20 protein-coding genes and 1 pseudogene are annotated in these 23979 nt (G+C 72.8%); 15 read left to right on the forward strand and 6 right to left on the reverse strand.

The features are described from left to right. Window positions 1–91 precede the first annotated feature (91 nt). A complete protein-coding gene (locus ACFYR0_RS32720) occupies window positions 92–2236 on the reverse strand; it encodes an MMPL family transporter (RefSeq protein WP_389336311.1) in 2145 nt (714 codons plus the stop codon). 161 nt (window positions 2237–2397) lie between these two features. On the opposite strand from ACFYR0_RS32720, the gene rpe reads away from it, so the two are divergent. From rpe to ACFYR0_RS32750, 6 genes are all read left to right on the forward strand, one after another. Continuing rightward, window positions 2398–3084 (forward strand): ribulose-phosphate 3-epimerase, encoded by a 687-nt coding sequence (gene rpe / locus ACFYR0_RS32725; protein WP_389336314.1) that lies wholly within the window; start codon window positions 2398–2400, stop codon window positions 3082–3084. Between the two features lie 107 nt (window positions 3085–3191). Next, window positions 3192–4235, forward strand: a complete 1044-nt coding sequence (locus ACFYR0_RS32730) for a sugar-binding transcriptional regulator (protein ID WP_389336317.1) — start codon at window positions 3192–3194, stop codon at window positions 4233–4235. A gap of 163 nt (window positions 4236–4398) precedes the next feature. Beyond that, complete coding sequence (locus ACFYR0_RS32735; RefSeq protein WP_389336320.1) at window positions 4399–4716, forward strand: barstar family protein; 318 nt, start codon at window positions 4399–4401, stop codon at window positions 4714–4716. Window positions 4717–4845: 129 nt separating this feature from the next. Then, window positions 4846–6288 carry a GuaB1 family IMP dehydrogenase-related protein gene (locus tag ACFYR0_RS32740; RefSeq protein WP_389336490.1) on the forward strand — a complete coding sequence of 481 codons (1443 nt, stop codon included), beginning with the start codon at window positions 4846–4848 and terminating at the stop codon, window positions 6286–6288. A gap of 318 nt (window positions 6289–6606) precedes the next feature. Beyond that, window positions 6607–8091, forward strand: a complete 1485-nt coding sequence (locus ACFYR0_RS32745) for an amino acid permease (protein WP_389336323.1) — start codon at window positions 6607–6609, stop codon at window positions 8089–8091. Window positions 8092–8101: 10 nt separating this feature from the next. Next, the gene (locus ACFYR0_RS32750; RefSeq protein WP_205385847.1) at window positions 8102–8554 is read left to right on the forward strand and encodes an Lrp/AsnC family transcriptional regulator; all 453 of its coding nucleotides are present in this window, start codon (window positions 8102–8104) and stop codon (window positions 8552–8554) included. Window positions 8555–8913: 359 nt separating this feature from the next. On the opposite strand, the gene ACFYR0_RS32755 is transcribed toward ACFYR0_RS32750, so the two are convergent. After that, the gene (locus ACFYR0_RS32755) at window positions 8914–9654 is read right to left on the reverse strand and encodes a GntR family transcriptional regulator (RefSeq protein WP_389336327.1); all 741 of its coding nucleotides are present in this window, start codon (window positions 9652–9654) and stop codon (window positions 8914–8916) included. A 336-nt stretch (window positions 9655–9990) separates the two neighbouring features. Here ACFYR0_RS32755 and ACFYR0_RS32760 point away from each other — a divergent pair. The 6 genes and pseudogenes from ACFYR0_RS32760 to ACFYR0_RS32785 form a co-directional block, all read left to right on the forward strand. Beyond that, window positions 9991–10389, forward strand: a pseudogene (locus ACFYR0_RS32760) (hydrolase); the annotation flags it as partial. A 209-nt stretch (window positions 10390–10598) separates the two neighbouring features. Beyond that, window positions 10599–12932: a nitrate- and nitrite sensing domain-containing protein gene (locus ACFYR0_RS32765; RefSeq protein ID WP_389336330.1), complete on the forward strand. Its 2334-nt coding sequence runs from the start codon at window positions 10599–10601 to the stop codon at window positions 12930–12932. Continuing rightward, window positions 12929–13354: a roadblock/LC7 domain-containing protein gene (locus tag ACFYR0_RS32770; RefSeq protein WP_389336333.1), complete on the forward strand. Its 426-nt coding sequence runs from the start codon at window positions 12929–12931 to the stop codon at window positions 13352–13354. Before ACFYR0_RS32765 ends, ACFYR0_RS32770 begins: the two co-directional genes overlap by 4 nt. Window positions 13355–13361: 7 nt before the next feature. Beyond that, the gene (locus ACFYR0_RS32775) at window positions 13362–13745 is read left to right on the forward strand and encodes a DUF742 domain-containing protein (protein ID WP_389336336.1); all 384 of its coding nucleotides are present in this window, start codon (window positions 13362–13364) and stop codon (window positions 13743–13745) included. A 338-nt stretch (window positions 13746–14083) separates the two neighbouring features. Then, window positions 14084–14872 carry a carbon-nitrogen hydrolase family protein gene (locus tag ACFYR0_RS32780; RefSeq protein ID WP_389336339.1) on the forward strand — a complete coding sequence of 263 codons (789 nt, stop codon included), beginning with the start codon at window positions 14084–14086 and terminating at the stop codon, window positions 14870–14872. Between the two features lie 53 nt (window positions 14873–14925). Then, window positions 14926–16626 carry a flavin monoamine oxidase family protein gene (locus tag ACFYR0_RS32785; protein WP_389336342.1) on the forward strand — a complete coding sequence of 567 codons (1701 nt, stop codon included), beginning with the start codon at window positions 14926–14928 and terminating at the stop codon, window positions 16624–16626. Between the two features lie 100 nt (window positions 16627–16726). Here the strand turns inward: ACFYR0_RS32785 and ACFYR0_RS32790 are convergent, their stop codons facing one another. Then, window positions 16727–17413 (reverse strand): DUF5995 family protein, encoded by a 687-nt coding sequence (locus ACFYR0_RS32790; RefSeq protein WP_389336345.1) that lies wholly within the window; start codon window positions 17411–17413, stop codon window positions 16727–16729. 161 nt (window positions 17414–17574) lie between these two features. On the opposite strand from ACFYR0_RS32790, the gene ACFYR0_RS32795 reads away from it, so the two are divergent. Together ACFYR0_RS32795 and ACFYR0_RS32800 are read left to right on the forward strand one after the other, a co-directional pair. Beyond that, entirely contained in the window at window positions 17575–18711 is a 1137-nt protein-coding gene (locus tag ACFYR0_RS32795) for a glycoside hydrolase family 6 protein (RefSeq protein ID WP_389336493.1), read from the forward strand. Window positions 18712–18812: 101 nt separating this feature from the next. Further along, entirely contained in the window at window positions 18813–19271 is a 459-nt protein-coding gene (locus tag ACFYR0_RS32800) for an acyl-CoA thioesterase (RefSeq protein WP_389336349.1), read from the forward strand. Here the strand turns inward: ACFYR0_RS32800 and ACFYR0_RS32805 are convergent. Further along, window positions 19231–20451: an MFS transporter gene (locus tag ACFYR0_RS32805; protein ID WP_389336496.1), complete on the reverse strand. Its 1221-nt coding sequence runs from the start codon at window positions 20449–20451 to the stop codon at window positions 19231–19233. The genes ACFYR0_RS32800 and ACFYR0_RS32805 overlap by 41 nt on opposite strands. A gap of 186 nt (window positions 20452–20637) precedes the next feature. Between ACFYR0_RS32805 and ACFYR0_RS32810 the strand changes: the two genes are divergently transcribed. Next, window positions 20638–21816: an ROK family transcriptional regulator gene (locus ACFYR0_RS32810; RefSeq protein ID WP_389336351.1), complete on the forward strand. Its 1179-nt coding sequence runs from the start codon at window positions 20638–20640 to the stop codon at window positions 21814–21816. A 278-nt stretch (window positions 21817–22094) separates the two neighbouring features. Here ACFYR0_RS32810 and ACFYR0_RS32815 read toward each other — a convergent pair whose 3' ends face one another. Then, window positions 22095–22850 carry an SDR family oxidoreductase gene (locus ACFYR0_RS32815; RefSeq protein WP_389336354.1) on the reverse strand — a complete coding sequence of 252 codons (756 nt, stop codon included), beginning with the start codon at window positions 22848–22850 and terminating at the stop codon, window positions 22095–22097. A gap of 101 nt (window positions 22851–22951) precedes the next feature. Next, a complete protein-coding gene (locus ACFYR0_RS32820) occupies window positions 22952–23842 on the reverse strand; it encodes an RNA polymerase sigma-70 factor (protein ID WP_389336357.1) in 891 nt (296 codons plus the stop codon). Window positions 23843–23979: the final 137 nt, after the last annotated feature.

Here is a 23979-nt window from a genome sequence, read left to right on the forward strand (position 1 = left end):
GAGTTGCCTGCGCGTCACGATCGCCTTCCTACCCAATCCCCGTTACCAGGAGACCCGGATCGGCAAGATTGATCACGACATCACACAGTCCCTAGTTCGCCGGGGTTTGTTGGGTGGTTTCGTGGGGGGTTCCGGGGAACGTGGTGGGGTCTTCCTTCGAGAGCTGGTGGGGCCACCAGACCTTTGGGCCCACGTCCAGGAAGAGGGCGGTGACCAGGACCGAGCGGACGATGAAGGTGTCGATGAGGACGCCCAGGGCGACCGCGAAGCCGATCTCGGCGAAGGCGACCATCGGCAGGGTGCCCAGGGCGGCGAAGGTGCCCGCGAGCACCAGGCCGGCCGAGGTGATGACCGCGCCGGTCGCCGCGAGGCCCGTGACCACGCCCTGCCGGGTGCCCTGGCGCATCGCCTCCTCGCGGATGCGTGTGGTGAGGAAGATGTTGTAGTCGATGCCCAGGGCGACCAGGAACACGAAGACGAACAGCGGGAAGTCCGTCGACTCGCCCGCGTAGTCGAAGATGTACCGGAACGCGAACGCGCTGATGCCGAGGGCCGCCGTGAACGACAGGATCACCGTGCCGATCAGCAGCAGCGGGGCGAGCAGCGCCCGCAGCAGGACGCACAGGATCAGCAGCACCACGAGCAGCACCAGCGGGATGATCACGATGTTGTCGTGCGTGGTCGCCTTGTCCATGTCGAGCAGCGCCGCCGTGCCGCCGCCGACCTGGGCGTCCGCGTCGGGCACCGCGTGCACGGCGTCCCGGACCCGCTCCACGGTCTGCTTCGCGGCCTCGCTGTCGGCCGGGTCGGTCATCGTCGCCTCGAACAGCACCTTGCCCTCGTGCACGGGTTTGGTGCCCGGTGGCAGCCCGAGCGAGGTCGGCACGACCCCTTCGGTCCCGGCGACGGCCAGTCCCACCTGCCGGGCCTGGGCCTCGTTGGAGATGATGACGAGCGGATCGCCGCTGCCCGCGGGGAAGTACTCCTCCGAGATCTCCTGACCCGTGATCGAGTCCGGTTTCCCGGTGAACGCGTCCGCGTTGGAGATGCCCTCCGCGCGCAACTGGATCAGACCGAGCGAGCAGACCGCCAGCACCAGCGCCGTGATCACCCAGACCATGCGCGGCCGGACGGACATCCGGCGGCCCATCTTGGCCCAGACGCCCCGCTCGTGCGGGTTCGGGGCGCCGAGATGCGGGATCACCGGCCAGAAGATCCACCGGCCGAAGATCACCAGCAGGGCCGGGAACAGCGTCATCATCGCCACCAGGGCGACGGCCACACCGATCGCGGCGACCGGGCCGAGGCCACGGGTGGAGTTCATCTCCGCCGCGAGCAGCACGAGCATGCTCAGCACGACGGTCGCGCCGGAGGCGATCACCGCCGGGCCCGCCCGGTGCAGGGCCAGGGCCATCGCCTCGTGCCGGTCCTCGTGCCGGCGCAGTTCCTCGCGATACCGGGCGACGAGCAGCAACGCGTAGTCCGTGCCCGCGCCGAACACCAGGACGGTCAGAATGCCCGCGCTCTGGCCGTTCACGGTCAGACCCGCGTGCTCGGCGAGGAAGTAGATCACCGCCTGCGCCGTGAACAGCGCGGCGATCACCGCCACCAGCGGCACCAGCAGCAGGGTGGGGCTGCGGTAGGTGATCAGCAGCATCACGATGACGACGCCCATCGCGGCGAGCAGCAGCGTGGAGTCGATGCCCTCGAAGGCCTCCGAGAAGTCCGCCGAGGTGCCGCCCGGTCCGGTGATGTGCACCTGCATCCCGTCGCTCTCCCCGACGACGTCCCGGATGGAGTCGACGGCGGGCGCGATCCGGTCCCAGCCCTGCTCGTCCATGGTGATCGGCACGTACACCTGCGCGGCCCGTGGGGCGACCTCGCGGTCGTAGACCGGCCCGCGCGTCTCGTCGCCGATGATCCCGTGCGCGGTGAGCTGTTTGAGCTGCGCCACGTCGTCCTGGATCCGCGCCCGGTCCTCGACGGTGAGTCCGCTGTCGCGGGCGTAGATCACGACGGCCGGGATCTGCTCGGGCCGGAAGTCCTTGGACGCCTCCAGCACCTGTGTGGACTCCGCGGAGCCCGGCAGCCAGGAGGCCGCGTCGTTGTCCTGCGCGTCGGCCAGCTTCGACGCGAAGGGGGCGGTGAGGAACAGCAGGATCAGCCAGAGCACGAGCACGACCCACTTGGCCCGCCGCCCGCAGACGAGATGCGCGATACCCCGGTTGCCTGTCATGGAGACCTCCGCACGAGCACCCTGGGGGCGCGCGTCTGTGTCCGATGTGCGGCTGACGCCGCGTGGGCGCGACCAGCCACACGGAACCCGCCGTCGAACCGATGCACAAGCCCTCCGGAACCCCTACGCTCCCGGGTCGGCGCAGCGCATAGGCTAAGGACATGGCCGCGCAGATCAACCCCAGCATCCTGTCCGCCGACTTCGCCCGCCTCGCGGACGAGGCCAGGGCGGTGGAGGGAGCCGACTGGCTCCACGTCGACGTCATGGACAACCATTTCGTCCCGAACCTCACGCTCGGCGTGCCGGTCGTAGAGTCTCTGGCCCGTGCGACGGACACCCCGCTGGACTGCCATCTGATGATCGAGGCCCCCGATCGCTGGGCGCCCCAGTACGTGGAGGCGGGTGCCTCCTCGGTCACCTTCCATGTCGAGGCGGCCGCCGCTCCGGTGCGGCTCGCGCGGGAGATCAGGGCGAAGGGCGCCAGGGCCTCGATGGCGCTGAGGCCGGCGACGCCCATCGAGCCCTACGAGGACCTCCTGCCCGAGCTCGACATGCTGCTGATCATGACCGTCGAACCGGGCTTCGGCGGCCAGGCGTTCCTCGACATCATGCTTCCGAAGATTCGCCGCACCCGCGAGTTGATCAGCAAGCACGGTCTCGAGCTGTGGCTCCAGGTCGACGGAGGCGTCTCGGCCGCCACGATCGAGCAGTGCGCGGACGCCGGTGCCGATGTCTTCGTGGCGGGTTCGGCGGTGTACGGGGCCGAGGACCCGGCCGAGGCGGTGCGGGCCCTGCGCGCGCAGGCTGAGCAGGCCACGGCCAAGGCCTCCTGGGCCTGTGACCACTGAGTAAGTCCTCCTTGGCATGCGACCACTCGGCCAAGGAAACGTGAACGGCGCCCATCAGGGCGGATCAAGCGCGCCGGATCTGCAAGGATGAACGGCGAATCCAGAGTGTGAACAGCAGTGAGGAGAACGCCGTGTCGGGTATGTCGGCGGGCCGGTCAGCCATGCGGATGGGACCCGCTGAGCTGGTGCAGGCGGCGGCCATGGCCCGCCGCTTCTACCTCGAGGGCAAGTCCAAGATCCAGATCGCCGAGGAGTTCGGCGTGAGCCGTTTCAAGGTGGCCCGGGTCCTGGAAACCGCCCTCGAACGGGATCTCGTACGCATCGAGATCCGCGTGCCGGCCGAGCTGGACGCCGAGCGTTCCGACGCTCTGCGCGCCCGCTACGGCCTGAGACACGCCGTCGTGGTCGAGTCCCCGGCCGAGGCCGAGGAGACCCCCGACCCCGAGAACCTCGGCGAGGTGGCCGCCGACCTGCTCGGCGAGCTCGTCAACGAAGGGGACGTCCTCGGCCTGGCCTGGGGCCGCTCCACGATCCACATGGCGGCGGCGCTGGACCGGCTGCCCCCGTGCACGGTCGTGCAGCTGACGGGCGTGTACGACGCCGGGACCGCCGAGCGCGGCTCCGTGGAGGCCGTGCGGCGTGCCGCGCAGGTCTCCGGCGGCGACGCGCACCCCATCTACGCGCCGATGCTGCTGCCCGACGCGGCCACCGCGGCCGCGCTGCGCAACCAGACCGGCATCGCGCGGGCCTTCGAGTACTTCGACAAGGTCACGGTCGCCTGTGTGTCCATCGGCTCCTGGGAGCCGGGCATCTCGACGGTGCACGACATGCTCAGCGACGAGGAGCGGGCGCACTACGCCTCGCTCGGTGTCGCCGCCGAGATGTCCGCCCACCTGTTCGACACGCAGGGGCGCAGGGTCGGCCGGGACCTGGGGGAGCGCTGCATCACGGTCAAGGCCGACCAGCTCCGCCGGATCCCCGAGGTCGTGGCGATCGCGGGCGGTCAGCGCAAGGCGTCCGCGATCGACGCGGTGCTCCGCTCCGGGCTCGTCACCTCCCTGGTGACCGACACCTCGGCGGCCGACTACCTGATGACCGCGGGCCCGGCCCCCAAGCCCGCCCTCAACCGGGCCGACCCGGACGGGGTCTGACGGAGTGTGACCCGGGGGCGGCCGTGGCAGCATCGACGACATGCCGCCGCGGTTCGTCCCCCGGGCCCCCGCTGTGCCTGCTCCTGCCGCTGACGAGGTGGGACCGGCACGCCCACGAGCGCGGCCGCTCCGACCACTACGACAGCTTCCGGGTGGTGCCGAGATGACGGCGTACGTAGTCGAGCTCGACCTCGACGGGGTGACGGACAAGGCGGGCCTGATGGACCGCTGCGCCGAGACCCTCGCCCTTCCCGCGTGGTTCGGCCGCGACTGGGACGCCCTCGCGGACAGCCTCGCCGACCCGGGCGTGTGGCCCGACGAGGTCGGCGACCGCGATCTGCTGCTGCTCGTGCGTGGCTGGCGGCCGTACGCCCGGGTCCGGCCGCAGGAGTGGGAGACCGCCCTCGACGTGTTCACCCGGGCGATGGGCGGCATGCCGGCCCTCACCGTGCGGCTCGCCCTTGGAGGATCCTCCCAATGACTCCCTGAACAGCCTGGACGAACCGACCGTGTATCGCGAACCGGCCGGCATGGGACAATGAAGTACGTGCTCATTCCCCCTGGCTGACCTGTCCGGGGGCCGCCTCTGATCGACTGGGATGTGCAGCACGTGCGTTTCCTCAACGGCGTCCAGCCCTCGTACGACCTGACCTACGACGACGTCTTCATGGTGCCGAGCCGCAGCGCGGTCGGCTCCCGGCAGGGTGTGGACCTCAGCTCACCGGACGGTACGGGCACCACGATCCCGCTCGTCGTCGCCAACATGACCGCCATCGCCGGCCGCCGCATGGCCGAGACCATGGCGCGGCGCGGTGGTCTCGTGGTCATCCCGCAGGACATCCCGATCGAGGTCGTCACCGAGGTCGTCTCCTGGGTCAAGAGCCGCCACCTGGTGCTGGACACCCCGATCGTGCTGGCGCCGCACCAGACGGTCGCCGACGCGCTGGCGCTGCTGCCCAAGCGCGCGCACAACGCCGGGGTCGTCGTCGACGAGCACCACCGGCCCATCGGCGTCGTCACCGACCAGGACCTCACCGGCGTGGACCGCTTCACGCAGCTCGAGGTCGTCATGTCCAAGGACCTGCTGCTGCTCGACGCGGACATCGACCCGCGCGAGGCGTTCACCACCCTCGACACCGCCAACCGGCGCTACGCCCCGGCCGTGGACGGCGAGGGCCGGCTGGCCGGCATCCTGACCCGCAAGGGCGCCCTGCGCGCCACTCTCTACACCCCGGCCGTGGACGCCCAGGGCCGGCTGCGCATCGCGGCCGCCGTCGGCATCAACGGCGATGTGGCCGGCAAGGCCAAGCAGCTGCTGGACGCGGGCGTGGACACGCTGGTGATCGACACCGCGCACGGCCACCAGGAGTCGATGATCAGCGCGATCAAGGTGGTGCGGGCGCTCGACCCGCAGGTGCCGATCGTCGCGGGCAACATCGTCTCCGCGGAGGGCGTCAAGGACCTGATCGACGCGGGCGCGGACATCGTCAAGGTCGGCGTCGGCCCCGGCGCGATGTGCACCACCCGGATGATGACCGGCGTCGGCCGCCCGCAGTTCTCCGCGGTGCTGGAGTGCGCCGCCGAGGCGCGGAAGTACGGCAAGCACGTCTGGGCCGACGGCGGTGTGCGTCACCCGCGTGACGTGGCGATGGCCCTCGCGGCCGGTGCCTCCAACGTGATGGTCGGCTCCTGGTTCGCGGGAACCTACGAGTCGCCCGGCGACCTCCAGCACGACGCCGAGGGGCGGGCCTACAAGGAGTCGTTCGGCATGGCCTCGGCGCGGGCCGTGCGCAACCGCACCTCCGAGGAGTCGTCCTACGACCGGGCCCGCAAGGCGCTGTTCGAGGAGGGCATCTCCACCTCCCGCATGTTCCTCGACCCGGCCCGTCCGGGCGTCGAGGACCTGGTCGACTCGATCATCGCGGGCGTCCGCTCCTCGTGCACCTACGCCGGCGCCAACTCCCTGGAGGAGTTCGCCGAGAAGGCCATCGTCGGCATCCAGAGCGCGGCCGGCTACGCCGAGGGCAAGCCGCTGCACGCCAGCTGGAGCTGACGCTCCGACACCCTTCACGACGGCCCCCGCCACCCGGCGGGGGCCGTCGTCGTCGCGCGCCCGACCGCCCGCGGACCGTCCGAAAACGCCCGAACGCAACACTCGACAGCCCTCGTGCAACGAAAGTCCACCGCTGTGCGAGGAACGCAACGATCTTGCGGACATGCGCAAGGTTGCTGCATTACGACGGCAACGTCCCGGCTCATAGGGTGCTGCGCTGTACGAGGTGTGGCGGGGAGTCCGCTCGGTGCGGTTCCCCGCGGGGCGGGGCGCCGCCGTGTCCCCGTCCCCCAGATCGGCAGCGATAAGGAGCCGCGCGTGCTCGACCAAGGCGCACCCATGCAGGACCGCAGAGAGACCGTTCCCGTGTCCCCCGGGATCGGTGCGCGCCTGATGCGCAGGAAGCCCGTGGAACAGCTGGTCGCCGAGGGGGGCCAGGGCGAAGGGGGAGCGCTGCGGCGCTCCCTCGGGCTGTGGCAGCTCACCATGATCAGCATCGGTGCCACCCTCGGCACCGGCATCTTCGTCGTCCTCGGCGACGCCGTCCCCGAGGCCGGTCCGGCCGTCACCCTGGCGTTCGTCATCGCCGGTCTGACCGCCCTGTTCTCGGCCCTGTCCTACGCCGAGCTGGCCGGCTCCATCCCCGTCGCCGGCTCCTCGTACTCGTACGCGTACGCAACGATGGGCGAACTCGTCGCCTGGGTCTGCGGCTGGTGCCTGGTGCTGGAGTACGGCGTGTCGGTGGCCGCGGTCGCCGTCGGCTGGGGCGAGTACCTCAACGAGCTGCTCGACGGCACGATCGGTGTCACCATCCCCGCCGCGCTGTCCTCGGCGCCCGGCGAGGGCGGCATCGTCAACCTGCCCGCCCTGATCGTCGTCCTGCTGGCGATGGTGTTCCTGCTCGGCGGTGTCCGGGAGTCAGCCCGCGCCAACACCATCATGGTCGCGGTGAAGATCGCCGCCCTCGTGCTGTTCTGCGCGGTCGGCTTCATGGGCTTCAAGTCCGGCAACTACCGCGACTTCATGCCGCTCGGCATGGCCGGTGTCAGCGCCGCCGGTGCCACCCTGTTCTTCTCCTACATCGGCTTCGACGCCGCCTCCACCGCCGGTGAGGAGGCCAAGGACCCCAAGCGGGACCTGCCGCGGGCGATCATGCTCTCGCTGATCATCGTGACCGCGCTGTACGTGCTCGTCGCGGGTGTCGCCGTCGGCGCCTGGCACTGGACGAAGTTCGAGGGCTCCGAGGCCTCCCTCGCCACGATCATGAACGACGTCACCGGCCAGACCTTCTGGGGCACGCTGCTCGCGCTCGGCGCCGTCATCTCCATCGCGAGCGTGGTGCTCACCGTGCTCTTCGGCCAGACCCGCATCCTGTTCGCTATGGCCCGCGACGGTCTGGTGCCCAAGGCGCTCGGCAAGGTCGACGTCCGCACCGGCACCCCGCGGCTGAACACCGTCGTCGTCTCCCTGTTCTGCGGTGTCCTCGCGGCGATGATCCCGCTCGGCAAGCTCGTCGACGCCACCAGCATCGGCACGCTGTTCGCCTTCGCCCTGGTCAACATCGCGGTGATCGTGCTCCGCTACAGGCGGCCCGGCCTGGAGCGCACCTTCAGGGTCCCGTTCGGTCCGGTGCTGCCGGTGCTGGGCTTCCTGTTCTGCGCCTGGAACATGTTCAGCCTCGACACCGTCACCTGGGTGGTCTTCGGGTGCTGGATGGCCGTGGGTCTCGTGTTCTACTTCCTGTACGGCCTTCGCCGTTCCCGTCTCGAGACGCCCGAGGCGTCCGTAGCTGAAGTGAAGTGAACCACCCGCAGTGCTGAACGATCTCGACGAACGCATCGTGCACGCCCTCGCCGAGGACGCCCGTCGCTCCTACGCGGACATCGGGCAGCTCGTCGGCCTGTCCGCGCCCGCCGTGAAGCGGCGCGTGGACCGGCTGCGGGCCACCGGGGCCATCACCGGTTTCACCGTGCGGGTGGATCCGGCGGCGCTCGGCTGGGAGACGGAGGGGTTCGTCGAGATCTACTGCCGGCGTAATACCTCGCCGGAGACTATTCAGCGGGGGCTCGAGCGGTACCAGGAGGTTGTGGCCGCGTCCACCGTCACGGGTGAGGCGGACGCGGTCGCTCAGGTCTTCGCCTCCGACATGCGGCACTTCGAGCGGGTGCTCGAGCGGATCGCTGGGGAGCCGTTCGTCGAGCGCACCAAGTCCGTGCTGGTGCTGTCGCCGTTGCTTCGGCGGTTCTCCTCGGGCTCGCCCACGTGACCGCTGCGCGCGGCTAGCCGAAGTCTTCTTCTCGCGCGGCCCTGGGGGGCGGGTGCGGGTGGGTGGTGGCTTTCGCGCAGTTCCCCGCGCCCCTGATCGGTGGGTGCTGGGTGTGGTCGGCTTTTGCGTAGTTCCTCGCGCCCCTTTGTGGGTGGGTGCGGGTCGTGGTCGCTTTTTGCGCAGTTCCCCGCGTCCCTTAACGATGGTCTCGGTCGGGGGAGGTGGGGTGCTGCGGGTGTGGTCAGGGGCGCGGGGAACCGCGCGAGTGACCACCGGCCGCCCGCGGTCGACCTGCGAGCGGTGGAGGCAGCCGCGGCGTCGTACCGGAGGCGCGGGGAACTGTGCGTCGGGTGGTGGGGTCAGCCGGCTGGTTTGCGGGCCAGGGCGTTGTTGCCTATCGAGTTGTGCACGCTGAAGCTCACCGCGTCGGAGCGGTAGCGGTCGTCGGACCACTCGACGGGCCGGCCCTCGCGGGTCGTGGTCACCCGGCGGACCCGCAGCAGCGGACTCGTGCGGCGGACGCCGAGCAGCTCGGCGTCCTGCGCCCCCGCGGCGACCGCGTCGATCACATGCTCGCCGTAGGCGAAGACCAACCCCGTGTCGTCGTAAAGGCGTTGGGTGACCGACGGGCAGTCAGGCTCGATCGCCTCGACCGCGGACGCGATCCAGTCGGCGTACACCGTCCGCTCCAGCAGCACCGGCTCGCCGTCCAGCCCACGCACCCGCAGCACGTGCAACACGGGCGTCCCCTCGCGCAGTTGGAGGCGCACGGCGTCCTCCCTGGAGGCGACCCTGTGCTCCTGGGCGACGACATGTCCGGTCGCCTCACGGCCCATCGCACGCGCCCACTGGGCGAAGCTGCGCAGTTCGGCGAAGCTCTGGCTGCGGCGGCCGGCCAGCACCACGCGACGGGCGCCCCGCCGGGAGCCGACGAGTCCCTCGGACGTCAGCGCGGCGACCGCCTGACGGACCGTGCCACGCGACACGCCGTACTGGGCCGCGAGGTCCGTCTCCGCGGGCAGCAGGCTGCCGACGGTGTACTCCTCGCGGTCGATCGCACGCCGCAGTGCCTCGGCGATCTCCTCGTGTCGTGCCGCCATGCTTCCCCTCTGAGCCGGTCGCTGTGCGCAGCGTGACCAGCTTAAACGAGAGGCAGGGGTGCTCGGCGGCGGTCGGGACTGTGCGTGCGACCCGGGTTCAGGGTTCCGGCGCCGTTCGCCGGAGCGACACTCGGACCGGGCGTACCTAGGCCAACTTGTTCAGACAGGTTGATCCCGAACGTCTCCATCATCCTCGCGCACCCCTTGGAAAGACCCGTGTCCGTGTCCCTGTCGAGAACCGCCCCTCTCGGCGCCCTCCTCGCCGTCGCCGCGCTCGCCCTGAGCGCCTGCGGTGCCGCCCCCCACAACGAGTCCACCACCGCCGACGGCACCGACCCCGGCGTGCCGGTGGTGCTGGTCGGCGACTTCAACTGCCCGTCCCACCTGGACCGGCCGGACGTCGCCTGGCCGGTGACCCTGGCCGCCGAGGAGGCGGGGCTGCGCGACTCCTACCGCGAGGCCCACCCCGACCCGGCGGCCGACCCCGGCCACACCTGGTCGCCGGTCCACACGCTGCACGAGGACGGCAGCGGCCGCCCCGAGCCGCAGGACCGGATCGACTTCGTCCTGCACCGGGGGCTCACGGTCCTGGACTCGCGGACCCTCGTCCGGGGCACGCCGCGGTGCTGGCCGGACGTGGCCGCCAACGAGTGGCCGTCGGACCACGCCGCGGTGATCACCGACTTCACGGTGCCGTTGGCCGGTGTCGCCGAAGGTGCTTTCACGTCTCGGTGACGGTCCCCGGCGCCGTGCCGTTGGCCGGTGTCGCCGAAGGCGCCCTCACGCCTCGGTGACGGTCCCTCGCGCCCTGCCGGTGGTCGGTGTTACCGGGGGCAACCATTGCGACCGGAGGGGTCGTCCCGTAGGTTGTGCCGCACTTTCTACCCGCGGGTAACACCCGGGTGAGTCCGGCCCACCGACCGTCCTGCCGCACCGGGGAGTCCATGCGCCCGCCCTTCGGCCGTCACGCCACCGTCCGGTCCCGGATCGTGGCGCTCGCCGTCGCCCCGGTGCTCGCCCTGATGGCGCTGTGGAGCTTCACCATGGTGTCCGTCACGGGCGAACTGCGCGCCCTGGTACGGCTGGAGGGCGTCTACGACGACTTCGGCACCCCCGTCGACACAGTCGTCGGGCAGATCCAGATCGAACGCCGCTACGCCGCCGCCTACCTCGGCGCGCCGCACAGCAACGACGCGGCCCTGGACCTCATGGCACAGGAGCGCCGCACCGACCGGGTGGTGACCGCCCTGCGCGACGCCGTGCGCGAGGGCGACCGCGACCGGCTGTCGGACCGTCAACGGCAGGTCCTCGACGCCATGGTGAGGGCGGCCGGACGGCTGGACGGCCTGCGTGAACGGGTGCTCTCCCGGCAGCTGTCCTGGGAGGCGGCGGTGGCGGAGTACAGCGCGCTCGTCGAGCCCGGCTTCGACGTCCAGTCCGCCCTCACCGCGCTCCAGGCCGGACAGCTCGCGCGCGAGGCACAGGTCGTCATCGAGCTGGTGCGGGTACGGGAGTTCGTCTCGAGGGAGGACGCCCTGGTCGCCGGGGCGCGGGCGGCGGGCGGGCTCACCGACGCCCAGTACGACACACTGACCGCGACCATCGAGGACCGCCGGATCTTCGAGCGGACCTACGTCCCCGATCTGCCGGCCGACTCGCGGGCCCTGTTCACCGGGTTCCGGGCCGGGGCGCTGCACCGGGAGCTGACCCGGGCCGAGGACGCCCTGCTGCGGGCGGGCGCGGACGGGGCCGGGCGGGCCGTCGCCGCGGACTCCTGGCGCACCACCACCGACCGGGCCGTGCGCCAGTACATGCTGCTGTGCACCGCGTCGGCCGAGAACTCCGCCGAGCGCGGGCGGTCCTTCGCCTACCGCGAGCTGACCAAGGCGGCCGTCGTCGGGGCGCTGGGGCTGGCCGCCGTAGGACTGTCGCTGTGGTTCGCCGTACGCGGTGCCCGGAAGGTCTCCCGGCGGCTGGAGGCGTTGCGGGACGCGGCCGACCTGGCCGCGGGCCAACTCCCTTACGTCATGCGGCGGCTGGGTGCCGGAGAGGAGGTGGACGCGGCGGCCGTGGCGCCGCCGCTGGCCGACGCCACGGCGGGCGGCGACGAGATCGCCCAGGTCGGCCGCTCCTTCGACACCGCCCGGCACGCGGCCGTGGAGGCCGCCGTCGTCCAGGCGGCCCTGCGCCGCGGGCTGTTCGCGGTGCTGCTCACCATCGCCCGCCGCAACCAGGCACTGGTGCACAGGCAGTTGAAGCTCGTCGACTCGCTGGAGCGGCGCACCGAGGACCCGGACGTGCTGCGGGAGCTGTTCCGCATCGACCACCTGACCACCCGGATGCGGCGGCACGCGGAGAACCTGATCATCCTCGCCGGGGCGGCACCCGGCCGCCGTTGGCGCAATCCGGTACCCGTCGCCGACGTGGTCGCCTCCGCGGTGGGGGAGATCGAGGAGTACGCGCGCGTGGAGGTGCCGCCGATGGAGCGCGTCGGTGTCGCCGCGGACGCCGTCGCCGACGTGGTGCACCTGATCGCCGAGCTCGTCGAGAACGCCACCGTGTTCTCGCCGCCGCACACCCGCGTCACCCTGCGCACCGGCCGGGCCGGGGGCGGCTTCGTCCTGGAGATCGACGACCGGGGGCTCGGCATGGACGCCGAGCAGATCGACGATGCCCACCGCACCATCACCCGCCCCGACGCCTTCGACCCCACCCGCCACGACCGGCTCGGCCTGTACGTCGTCGGCCGCCTCGCCGCCCGGCACGGCATCACGGTCACCCTGCGCGACTCGCCGTACGGCGGGACGACGGCGGTGGTGCTGCTGCCGAGCGGGGTGCTGGCGGAGGCGGGGCCGGAGCGGGGCGTCGGTGCGGGGGGCGGCGTGGCGGAGGGGGCGGACCCGAAGGGCGTGCCGTCGCACCGCGCTGAACCGCTCCGGGCCGAACCGCACCGGCACGCGCCGGACCACCCCGAGCCGCCCCCCTCCCAGGTCCCCACACCGCCCCCCACCCCCCTCCCTCAGGAAGCCCCCACCCCCGCCCCACCCCTCCCCACCCGCGTCCGCCAGGCCTCCGTCACCGCCCGCCCCGCGCCCGCCCCCACGCCCGCCCCGGCGGAGCGCGAGGTGACGGCCGAGGAGATGCGGGCCGTGTTCGGCGCGTTCCAGCGCGGACTGGACCGTGGACGCCGGGGACTGCCCCTGCCCACGGGCGACGGCCCCGCCCCGGACGACGAACCGCACGGCCACACCGAGGAAAGGGACGGACGACGACCATGAGCACTGAGCCCACCCAGCGACCCGGCACGGACCTCGGCTGGCTGCTCGACGACCTCGTGGCCAGGACCGGCCAGGTCCGCCAGGCCGTGCTGCTCACCGCGGACGGCCTCCCGCTGAGCACCTCGGAGGGCATGCGGACCCGCGACGTGGAGCACCTCGCGGCCGTCTGCTCCGGCTTCCACGGGCTGGCCCGCTCGGTGGGGGAGCGGTTCGAGGCGGGCGAGGTGCGGCAGACGATGGTGATGCTCGACGACGCCTACCTCTTCGTCACCCCGGCCGGTGACGGCACCCGCCTCGCCGTGCTCAGCGAGGCGGGCACGGACGTGGGACAGCTCGCGCACGAGATGGCGCTGCTCGTCCGCCGGGTCGGGCGGCACATGAACGCCGGCACCCGGTCGGCGGCCGACCCGGGGACTCCCTGATCCGGTCGTGTCGGACGAGCACTGGTACGAGGACGAGACGGGCGCGATGGTGCGCCCCTACACGGTCACGCACGGGCGCACCCGGCCCGCGCGGGGCATCAGCGTCGATCTGCTGTCCCAGGTCACGGCCCTGGAGCCGGAGGCGGGCGGCAGGCCGGGCGTCGACCACGCGCGCACCCGGCTGCTCGCCCTGCTGGGGTCCCGTCCCCGCCCGGTCGTGGAGCTCGCGGCGGACGCCGATCTGCCGTTGACGGTCGTCCGGGTGCTGCTGGGCGATCTGGCCGAGGCCGGTCTCGTGCGCATCGACGCGCCCCGACGGGCCGCGGGCCCCGCCGCGCAGGCCGACCCCGAGCTGCTGCGCGAGATCGTGGACCGCCTGCGCGACCTGTGAACCGGGACGTCCCGCCGTCCACACCCCCACGGCATGCGATCCGCGATCCGTGAAACCCACGACGTCCGCCGCCCGAGCCCTGGTGCCGTCGCCCGCCCACACCGCCCCTGACCAGGCAGGTCGGCCGAATCCGGCCCAGGCGCCGGCGCCCGGCGATCCCGGTTCCCGCCGGACGGGGCAAGGGGCGCGTGAGGGGCGCGCAACGAATCGCCGCGAGTGCCCCGACGCACGCAACGATCAGCGCACCGGCGCGCAACGGCTTCTCCTTGTCCCGGCCGCTCGGCCGCCCGTACCTTCTATGTGGCCCCCACACCCATTCGTCCCGGTGAGGAAAACGCATGCGCACCGCCCTGCTCCAGAGCTCCGGCCGCCCCGGCTCGACCGTCGAGAACCTCAAGGTCCTCGACGAGGCCGCGGGCCGCGCCGCCGCCGCGGGTGCCGGGCTGCTCGTGACGGCGGAGATGTTCCTCACCGGCTACGCGATCGGCGACGACATCGCCCGGCTGGCCGAGCCCGCCGACGGCGAGGCCGCCGACGCGGTAGCCGAGACCGCGGCCCGGCACGGCCTGGCCGTCGCCTACGGCTACCCCGAGCGGGACGGCGACACGGTCTACAACGCGGTCCAGCTGATCTCCGCCGAGGGCACGCGACTGGCCAACTACCGCAAGACCCATCTCTTCGGCTGCTTCGAGCGCGACCACTTCACCCCGGGCGACACCCCGGTCGTCCAGGCCGAGCTGAACGGCCTCACCGTCGGCCTGATGATCTGCTACGACGTGGAGTTCCCGGAGAACGTCCGCGCCCACGCCCTGGCCGGCACCGATCTGCTGCTGGTGCCCACCGCGCAGATGCACCCCTTCCAGTTCGTCGCCGAGTCGGTCGTACCGGTCCGCGCCTTCGAGAACCAGATGTACGTCGCGTACGTCAACCGGGTCGGGCCCGAGGGCGAGTTCGAGTTCGTCGGCCTGTCCACGCTGGCCGGCCCCGACGGGGTCGCCCGCACCCGCGCCGGCCGCGACGAGCAGCTCGTCCTCGCCGACGCCGACCCGGTGTTCCTCGCCGGGTCCCGCGAGAACAACCCGTATCTGAAGGACCGGCGTCCCGGCTTCTACGGCTCCCTCGTCTGAGCCGCTCCCCCCAGCCTCCCCCAGTCTCGTTCCGCGCAAGGAGTCCGTACCCCATGACGTCCACCGTGCCCAACGCCGTCGAGCACGTCGACGAGCCGCAGCAGCCGCCGATCACCATGTTCGGCCCGGACTTCCCCTACGCCTACGACGACTTCCTGGCGCACCCGGCGGGCCTCGGCCAGATCCCCGCGACCGAGCACGGCACCGAGGTCGCGGTCATCGGCGGCGGCCTGTCCGGCGTCGTCGCCGCGTACGAGCTGATGAAGATGGGCCTCAAGCCCGTCGTCTACGAGGCCGACCGGATCGGCGGCCGGCTGCGCACCGTCGGCTTCGACGGCTGCGACGAGTCGCTCAACTGCGAGCTGGGCGCGATGCGCTTCCCGCCGTCCTCCACCGCCCTCCAGCACTACATCGACCTGGTGGGCCTCCAGACCCGGCCCTTCCCCAACCCGCTGGCCGAGGCGACCCCCTCGACCGTGGTCGACCTCAAGGGCGAGTCGCACTACGCCGAGACGGTCGACGACCTGCCGCAGGTCTACCGCGACGTCGCCGACGCCTGGAACCGCTGCCTCGAAGAGGGCGCCGACTTCTCCGACATGAACCGCGCGATGCGCGAGCGGGACGTGCCGCGCATCCGCGAGATCTGGGCCAAGCTCGTCGAGAAGCTGGACAACCAGACCTTCTACGGCTTCCTGTGCGACTCCGAGGCGTTCAAGTCCTTCCGGCACCGCGAGATCTTCGGCCAGGTCGGCTTCGGCACCGGCGGCTGGGACACGGACTTCCCCAACTCCATCCTGGAGATCCTCCGCGTCGTCTACACCGAGGCCGACGACCACCACCGCGGCATCGTCGGCGGCTCCCAGCAGCTGCCGGAGCGCCTGTGGGAGCGCGAGCCGGAGAAGATCGTCCACTGGGCGTACGGCACCTCGCTCGCCACGCTGCACGAGAACGGCGAGCCCCGCCCGGCCGTGACCCGGCTGCACCGCACCGCGGGCAACCAGATCACCGTGACGGACGCGGACGGCGACATCCGCACCTTCAAGTCGGCGATCTTCACGGCCCAGTCCTGGATGCTGCTCTCCAAGATCGCCTGCGACGACGCGCTGTTCCCGATCGACCACTGGACCGCCATCGAGCGCACCCACTACATGGAGTCCAGCAAGCTCTTCGTGCCCGTGGACCGGCCCTTCTGGCTGGACAAGGACGAGGAGACCGGCCGGGACGTCATGTCGATGACGCTCACCGACCGCATGACCCGCGGCACCTACCTGCTGGACAACGGCCCGGACAAGCCCGCCGTCATCTGCCTGTCCTACACCTGGTGCGACGACAGCCTGAAGTGGCTGCCGCTGTCCGCGAACGAGCGGATGGAGGTCATGCTGAAGTCGCTCGGCGAGATCTACCCGAAGGTCGACATCCGGAAGCACGTCATCGGCAATCCGGTGACCGTCTCCTGGGAGAACGAGCCCTACTTCATGGGCGCGTTCAAGGCCAACCTGCCGGGCCACTACCGCTACCAGCGCCGCCTGTTCACGCACTTCATGCAGGACCGGCTGCCCGAGGACAAACGCGGCATCTTCCTGGCCGGCGACGACATCTCCTGGACGGCCGGCTGGGCCGAGGGCGCCATCCAGACCGCGCTGAACGCGGTGTGGGGCGTCATGCACCACCTCGGTGGCGGGACCGACGCCACCAACCCCGGCCCCGGCGACGTCTACGACGAGATCGCCCCGGTCGAGCTGCCCGAGGACTGACCGGGCCCGCACACCGAGGCGCGGGCGGCCGGACCGAGACGCCGGCCGCCCGCGCCTTCTCGAACCCCGGAGAGTCCCTCCCCCGGGCAGCGCTCCGCGCTCAGTCCCGCAGCGGCGTGAGCAGCATCCGCCCCGCGAAGCCCACGGCCGCGTCCAGCCGCAGGGTGAACTCCCCGGCCACATCGGGGAGCCGGCGCAGCGCCCACAGGGCACGCGCGGCGGCCCAGGTGGCGTCGCGGGCGCGGTCCAGGCTCCAGGCGCCGATCAGATGCGTGAGCGGATCGGCGATCTGGAGCAGGTCGGGACCCGGCATCAGTTCCTCGCGGACCCGCTCCTCCAGCGTCACGAGGAGCTCGCCCACCCGGTCGAACTCGTCCTCCAGATCGGCGGGTTCGCAGTCCAGACTGCGGCAGGCGTCCACCACTGCCAGCGCCAGATCGTGCCCGATGTGCGCGTTGATCCCCGCGAGCGCGAACTGAAGGGGACGTACACCGGGATGGCGGCGGAGCTGGAACAGCGGCCGCCAGCAGGCGGGCGGACGGCGGTCGTCGGCGGCCGCGTCCACGGCGTCCAGATAGCGCCGCGCGAACCGCACGTCCAGGGTGACCGCGGCGGCCGGGTCGGTGAACCGGCCGGTGTCGATGTGCCGGTCGACCTCCTCGGTGACGGCCAGATAGACACGGTTGAACACGGCGACCCCGTCCCGTTCGGGAAGGGCCGCTTCCAGCGCGCGCATCCGGGAGACGACCGTGTCGACGGGTGTGGTGAACTGTTCCAACTGCGCCATGGGGGCAGCGTCCCAGCCATGGGCCGATCGGAGTGCCGGCGGGCCCGACGCTTCCCCAGAACGGGGGAACGTCCCCCGCCGCGCGGGAGGGGGAGAACACTGTGGCAGGCTCACGCGCCCGCCGGCTGACCGAGCGCAGACGGGCGCTGCGGCGCCACGCGCTGGTGGGCGCCGCGTCGTTGGTGGTGGCCGTCGGCACCGTCACCGGCCTGGTCGCCGCCGCCGACGACCGGTCCCGCTCCGACGAGGCCCGGCCGCCGCGGCTGACCGGAACACCCCGCGTCGCGCAGCCCTCGGTCCGCCCGTCGCCGTCCCCGTCCACGTCGCCGAGCCCGTCCCCCTCGCCCAGCGCGTCCGAGAGGCGCGTCCGGCCCCGGGTCACGGCGAGGGCGCCTTCCCCCGCACCCAGCAGGACGCCCGGCGCCGCTCCGGCGGACGCCCGGCTGTACCGGCATCCCGACTCCCAGGTGCTCGCCTGGGTGCGCGCCCACCCCGACGACCCGCGCCGGCCGGTGATCGAGTCGCGTATCGCCGGGCACCCGGCGGCGGTGTGGTTCGCCGACTACACGCCCGGTGCCGTCACCGACCGGGTCGCCGCCGTGACCTCGGGCGGCGCCGCGCAGGGCCGCGTGCCGGTCCTCGTGCCGTACGTGATCCCGAGCCGCGACTGCGGCGGGTACTCCGAGGGCGGGGCGCCCGACCTGGCCGCCTACGACGCCTGGATCGACGCCTTCGCGGCCGGACTGGGCTCGGGCGAGGTCGTGGTGATCCTGGAACCCGACTCCGTCGCCGACTCCGACTGCCTGAACGAGGACGAGCGCACCGGCCGCTTCGCCTCGCTCGCTCGCGCGGGCCGGGTGCTGAAGGCGGCCAACCCCCGTGCCCGTGTGTACTTCGACGCGGGCCACTCCCACTGGAACACCGCCGCCGAGCAGGCCGCCCTGCTGCGCCGGGCCGGCGCGGCCTCGCCGGCGTCCTCGGACGGCGTCTTCAGCAACGTGTCCAACTTCCAGGCCACCGCCGACGAGATCGCCTACGACCGCCGGGTGCTGGACGCCCTCGGCGGCCCGGCCGGCCTCGGGGCCGTCATCGACACCAGCCGCAACGGCAACGGCGCCCCGGCCGACGGCGAGTGGTGCGACCCGGAGGGCCGAACCCTCGGCCGCCCCCCGGCCCTGGCCACGGGTGAGGCACGGATCGACGCCTATCTGTGGGTCAAGCTGCCGGGGGAGTCCGACGGCTGCAAGGGAGCCCCGGGCACCTTCACCGCCTCCTACGCCTACGAACTGGCCCGCTGAGCCCCGTCACCGGAAGGGGCGTCCGAGGCACCGGCGAACCGGTGCCCTGAGCGGGCGCTTAGGATGTGGTGGTTGAACCGTCCACCACAGGAGACCCTCTCGTGACCGCCGAAGCCCCGACCGCACCCGTCCTGTCGTACGGCCGGCTCATGCCCGTCACCGTCCACTTCGACGACCTCGACGCGCTCGGACTGCTGCACAACGCCCGCTATCCGCTGCTCGTCGAGCGTGCATGGGCCGAGCTGTGGCAGGGGCACGGTATCACCTTCGAGGGCGACTGGGCGGCGGCCGGGGACGCCTGCAACGCGGTCAAGGAGCTGACCATCGGCTACGACGCCCCCGTCACCCGCCCCGGCGCCTACGCCGTGCACCTGTGGCTGGACCGCCTCGGCACCACGGGCCTCACCTACGGCTTCCGCTTCTGCTCGGCCGACGGCACCACGACCTACGCGCACGGCACCCGCGTCCTGGTCCGGCTCGACGCCGCGACCCTGCGCCCGGCGCCGTGGAGCGAGGGGTTCAGGGCCGCGGGCCGGGAACTGCTTCGGCCGGCCGGCTGACCTTCGGACGGTTGCGGTCCCCGGCGCGCAGCACGCCCGCGAGCACGGCCAGCGCGGCCGCCAGCACCGTCACCACGGCGAACGACACCGTCAGGCTGGTCACCTGGGCCAGACCGCCGGTCGCGCCCGGCGCCACCAGCCCCGAGGTGTACGTGATCGTCGCGACGCCGGCGATGGCCAGACTGGGGTTGGGCCCGCTGCGCCCGGCCGCCGCGAAGCACAGCGGGACGACGACCGCGACGCCGAGCCCCATCAGCGCGAAACCGGCGATGGCCGCGGCCGGGTGACCCGCCAGCACGATCAGCAGTCCGCCGAGCCCGGCGACCACACCGCCCGCGCGGACCGTACGGACGGCGCCGTACCGGTCGACCACCTTGTCGCCGGCGATCCGGGCCAGCGCCATCGTCAGCGTGAATCCCGTGGTGCAGGCGGCGGCGAGACCCGGTGAGGCGTCCAGCCGGTCCTCCAGGTACACCGCCGACCAGTCGAGGCTCGCGCCCTCCGCGAACACCGCGCAGAAGCCGACCGCCCCGATCAGCAGGGCCGAGCGCGGCGGCAGGGCGAACCGCGGCGGCGGCTCCTCGTCCTCGGCGGGCTGGAGGTCCAGCACCCAGGCGCAGGCCACGAACCCGAGCGCGGTCAGCACGCCCGCCGCTGCCACGTGGTGCAGCCGGGCGTCCACGTCGAGATGGGCGGCCAGCGTGCCGCCCACGGAGCCGATCAGGGCGCCGGCGCTCCACATGCCGTGCAGGCCCGACATGATCGACCGGTCCAGCCGGTTCTCCACCTCCACGCCCAGCGCGTTCATCGCGACGTCCGACATGCCTGCCGTGGCGCCGAAGACGAACAGCGCGAGACAGAGCGTGACCAGGTCCGGCGCCTGGGAGGGCAGCACCAGCGCCAGCGTCCACAGCGCGAGCAGCCCGCGCAGGGCGGTACGGGCGCCGAAGCGATGGGTGATCCTGCCCGCGAGCGGCATGGCCAGCGAGGCGCCGAGCGCGGGGAACGCCAGGGCCAGACCGAGCTGCCCGGGACCGACCGAGGCGTGGTCCTGGATCCAGGGCACACGGGTCGCGAACGAGCCGGTCACCGCGCCGTGCACGGCGAACACGGCGGCCACCGCGTAGCGGGCGCGCACCACCGCGCGCCGGTCGACGACACCGGACACCACGTCGTCCATCATCCGTCCCTCCCCGTAAGCCGGCCCCTTGCGGCCCGCTCCGCCGCCGTAAACTATCAGGGACCCTGCCTGATAGATAGTGGGATTCAGCGGGCCCTCCATGGCTCCGGCCCGGCGGCCCGCGCAGGAAGCCTTTGCCAGTCGGCCGTGATCCTTACGGCCCCGCGCGTCTGGGAGGATCCCGGCATGGCCGCATCCCCGAGCACCGCCCGAGCCCTCAACGACCGGCTCGCCCTGCGTCTGTTGCAGGAGGAGGGCCCGCTCACGGCCCCGCAGCTCAAGCGGCTCACCGGACTGTCCCGGCCGACGGTCGCGGACCTCGTCGAACGGCTCACCGCCGCCGGGCTCGTCACCGTCGTCGGCGAGGCCGGCGAGCAGCGGCGCGGCCCCAACGCCAGGCTCTACGGCATCGTCGCCGACCGCGCCCATCTCGCCGCCCTGGACGTGCGCACCGAGGGCGTCACCGTGCTCGTCGCCGACCTGCTGGGCCGGGTGCTCGCGGAGGCGGCCGTGCCGATCGGCGGGGACACCGGCACCGGGTCCGCGGTCGAGCAGTCCGTGGCCCTGGTCGAACGGACGCTGAAGGAGGCCGGCGCGGACCGGCTGCACACGGTCGGGATCGGCGCGCCCGGCCTGATCGACCCGGCGGGCGGCGAACTGCGCGACACCACCAAGCTGCCCGAATGGCACCGCCGTCTGGTGGCCGCCCTCCAGGAACGGCTGCCCGAGGCCCGGGTCAGCGTAGAGAACGAGACCAACCTCGCGGCCCTGGCCGAGCAGCGCGAGGGTGCCGCCCGCGACCGCGAGACCTTCGTCCTGCTCTGGCTCGGCCACGGCACCGGCGCGGCCGTCGTCCTCGACGGTGCCCTGCGCCGCGGCGCCTCCGGCGGCACCGGTGAGATCGGCTTCCTGCCCGTTCCCGGCACCGACGCCCTGCCCTCGCGCACGGACTGCGGCGGCGGCTTCCACGCCCTGGCCGGGGCGGAGGCGATCGAGCGGCTGGCGGACGAGCACGGGGTGCGGGCAGAGGCGGCCGGGGCGGAGCCCCGGGCCGCCGCACAGGTGCGGGCGGCCGTGGCCGAAGGCTCCGGTGCCTTCCTCGACGCCCTCGCCGCGCGGCTCGCGATCGGGGTCGCCTCCGTCGTCGCCGTGCTCGACCCGGGCTGCGTCGTCCTCGGCGGCGAGATCGGCCGGGCCGGGGGAGAGGAGCTCGCCCGGCGGGTCGAGGATCAGGCCCGCCGTATGTCGCCGCTGGACACCGAGGTCCGCCCCGGCACACTCGGCGGCGCCGCCGTCCTGCGCGGCGCGCTGCTCACCGCCCGCGACCGCGCCCAGGACGAGCTGTTCGCGCCACGGGAGCGCTGAGGCCCGCCCCGCGCTCCGGGCCCACCGCCGTTTCCCGCCCGGCGTGACGCCGATGCCCGCCGGCCCGTCGGGCGGCACGGGAGCGGCGGGCCTCGTACCAGCCCGTTCCGGCCCCCACGGGACCCCGTGGGCCGCCCGCCCTTGCCCGTTCCGGCCCCCACGGGACCCCGTGGGCCGCCCGCCCTTGCCCGTTGCTGCTCTCGCGGGACCCGTGGGCCGTCGGCCCGCGCCCGTTGCTGCCCTGACGGGGTTTCGCAGGCCGCCGGCCCTCGCCCGTCTCAGGCCCTCCGCCCGCCGAACCTGCGCTCCAGGTAGTGCTCGAACGTGCCCTTGCCCACGGCGTGTTCCGGGGTGAGGTGGCCGCCCGCGCGGAAGGCGCGGTAGGCGGCGCCCCACAGGGGCACGTTCAGCGGCGCCCGGCGGCGGCCCCTGGCGGCCAGGTAGGAGCGGGTCAGTGACTCGAAGCCGCGCACCTCGGGCCCGCCCATGTCCTCGACCCGGCCCGCGGGAGCCCCGGTGGCCAGCTCCGCCAGCCGGTCGGCGACCTCGGCGACCTCGATCGGCTGGTCGCTGACACCGGCGGGCAGCGGCATCACCGGCGACTTGGCCAGCGCCTCGAACAGCTGGACCAGCAGATCGTGGAACTGGGTCGCGCGCACGATCGTCCAGCCCAGCCCCGACTGCTCGACGAGCCGCTCCACGGCGAGCTTGGTCCGGTAGTAGGGGAAGGGCACCCGGTCCACCCCGACGATCGAGATGTACACCAGATGGCCGACCCCGGCCCGCCGGGCCGCCTCGATCAGGTGGGCCGCGGCCTTCTCGTCGGCCCCGCCCCGCGGCGAGGTCGCGCAGTGCACGATCGTGTCGACGCCCGTCACGGCCGCGTCCAGACCGCTGCCGCCCTCGAGCAGGTCGACGGCGTACGGCTGGGCGTGCCTGCTGAGCACCCGCACCTCGTGGCCGTCCGCCCGCAGCCGCTCGGTGACGAGCCGGCCGAGGGTTCCGGTACCGCCGGTCACCAGGATCGTGGTCATGCTGTTCAGCCCCTTAGGGAGGTCCGGCACCCCTCGTCGGGCGCCCTTCACCAGCTATGACCGGACGGACCCCGGAAATGTGACACCCCGGGGGCGGCGTTTCAGGTACCGGTCAGCTGGCGCCGCAGGAAGTCCAGCTTCTGCGGGTTCAGTACGTTGTGCACCTCGCTGATCAGCCCGTCGCGCTGCTCGACCGCGGCCACCGAGACGATCTGCCCGCCCTCCCAGGCGATCAGCGCGGCCGCGCCGTTGACCTCGGCCGTCGTGAAGGTGATCCCGCTCAGATAGCGCTCGGAGATGCCCAGCAGGAAGCGGACGACCTTGTCGCGGCCCTCGATCGGCCGCAGGGCCGCGCTGACCTTGCCGCCGCCGTCGCTGAAGAAGGTGACGTCGGCGGCGAGGATCTTCTCCAGGCCCGCCAGGTCGCCGTCGCGGGCCGCGTTCATGAAGGAGGTGACCAGTTCCTCCTGGAGCTCGGGCGCCGGCTCGAAGCGGTGCTCCTCGTCGGCGATCCGGCGGACCGCCCGGCGGTAGAGCTGCCGGCAGTTCGCCTCGCCGAGGTCCAGGACGCCCGCGATCTCCCGGTGGCCGTAGCCGAACGCCTCGCGCAGCACGTACACCGCGCGCTCGGTCGGGGTCAGCCGCTCCAGCAGGACGAGCATCGCCACGGAGACGGCCTCGCGCCGCTCGGCGGACTCCAGCGGGCCGAGCGTGCCGTCGGAGGTGACCACCGGCTCCGGCAGCCAGGTGCCGGTGTAGGTCTCGCGCCGGGCCCGCGCCGAGGTCAGCCGGGTGAGGCAGAGGTTGGTGACGACCTTGGCGAGCCAGGCCCCGAGGCGGTCGATCTCCGCGCGGTCGGCGCCGCTGAGGCGTAGCCAGGCGTCCTGGACCGCGTCCTCCGCCTCGTCCGCGGAGCCGAGCAGCCGGTAGGCCAGGCCGAACAGCCGGGGTCGGTGCGACTGGAACTCGTCGGCGAGCGCGGTGACGGTCATGCCTTCACCCTGCCACGAAGGCCTCCCCGCCGGAGGGACGGGGAGGCCTGGCGGGCGGGGAGACCTTCGTGGTGCGGCAGCCTGTTCGGCGGCGCGGGCTTGAGAAGACCCGGCGGCGGGGCAAGGGCCGTCGTCAC

The organism is Streptomyces sp. NPDC005017 (assembly GCF_042873115.1).
In the GTDB taxonomy this organism is placed as follows: Bacteria; Actinomycetota; Actinomycetes; order Streptomycetales; family Streptomycetaceae; genus Streptomyces.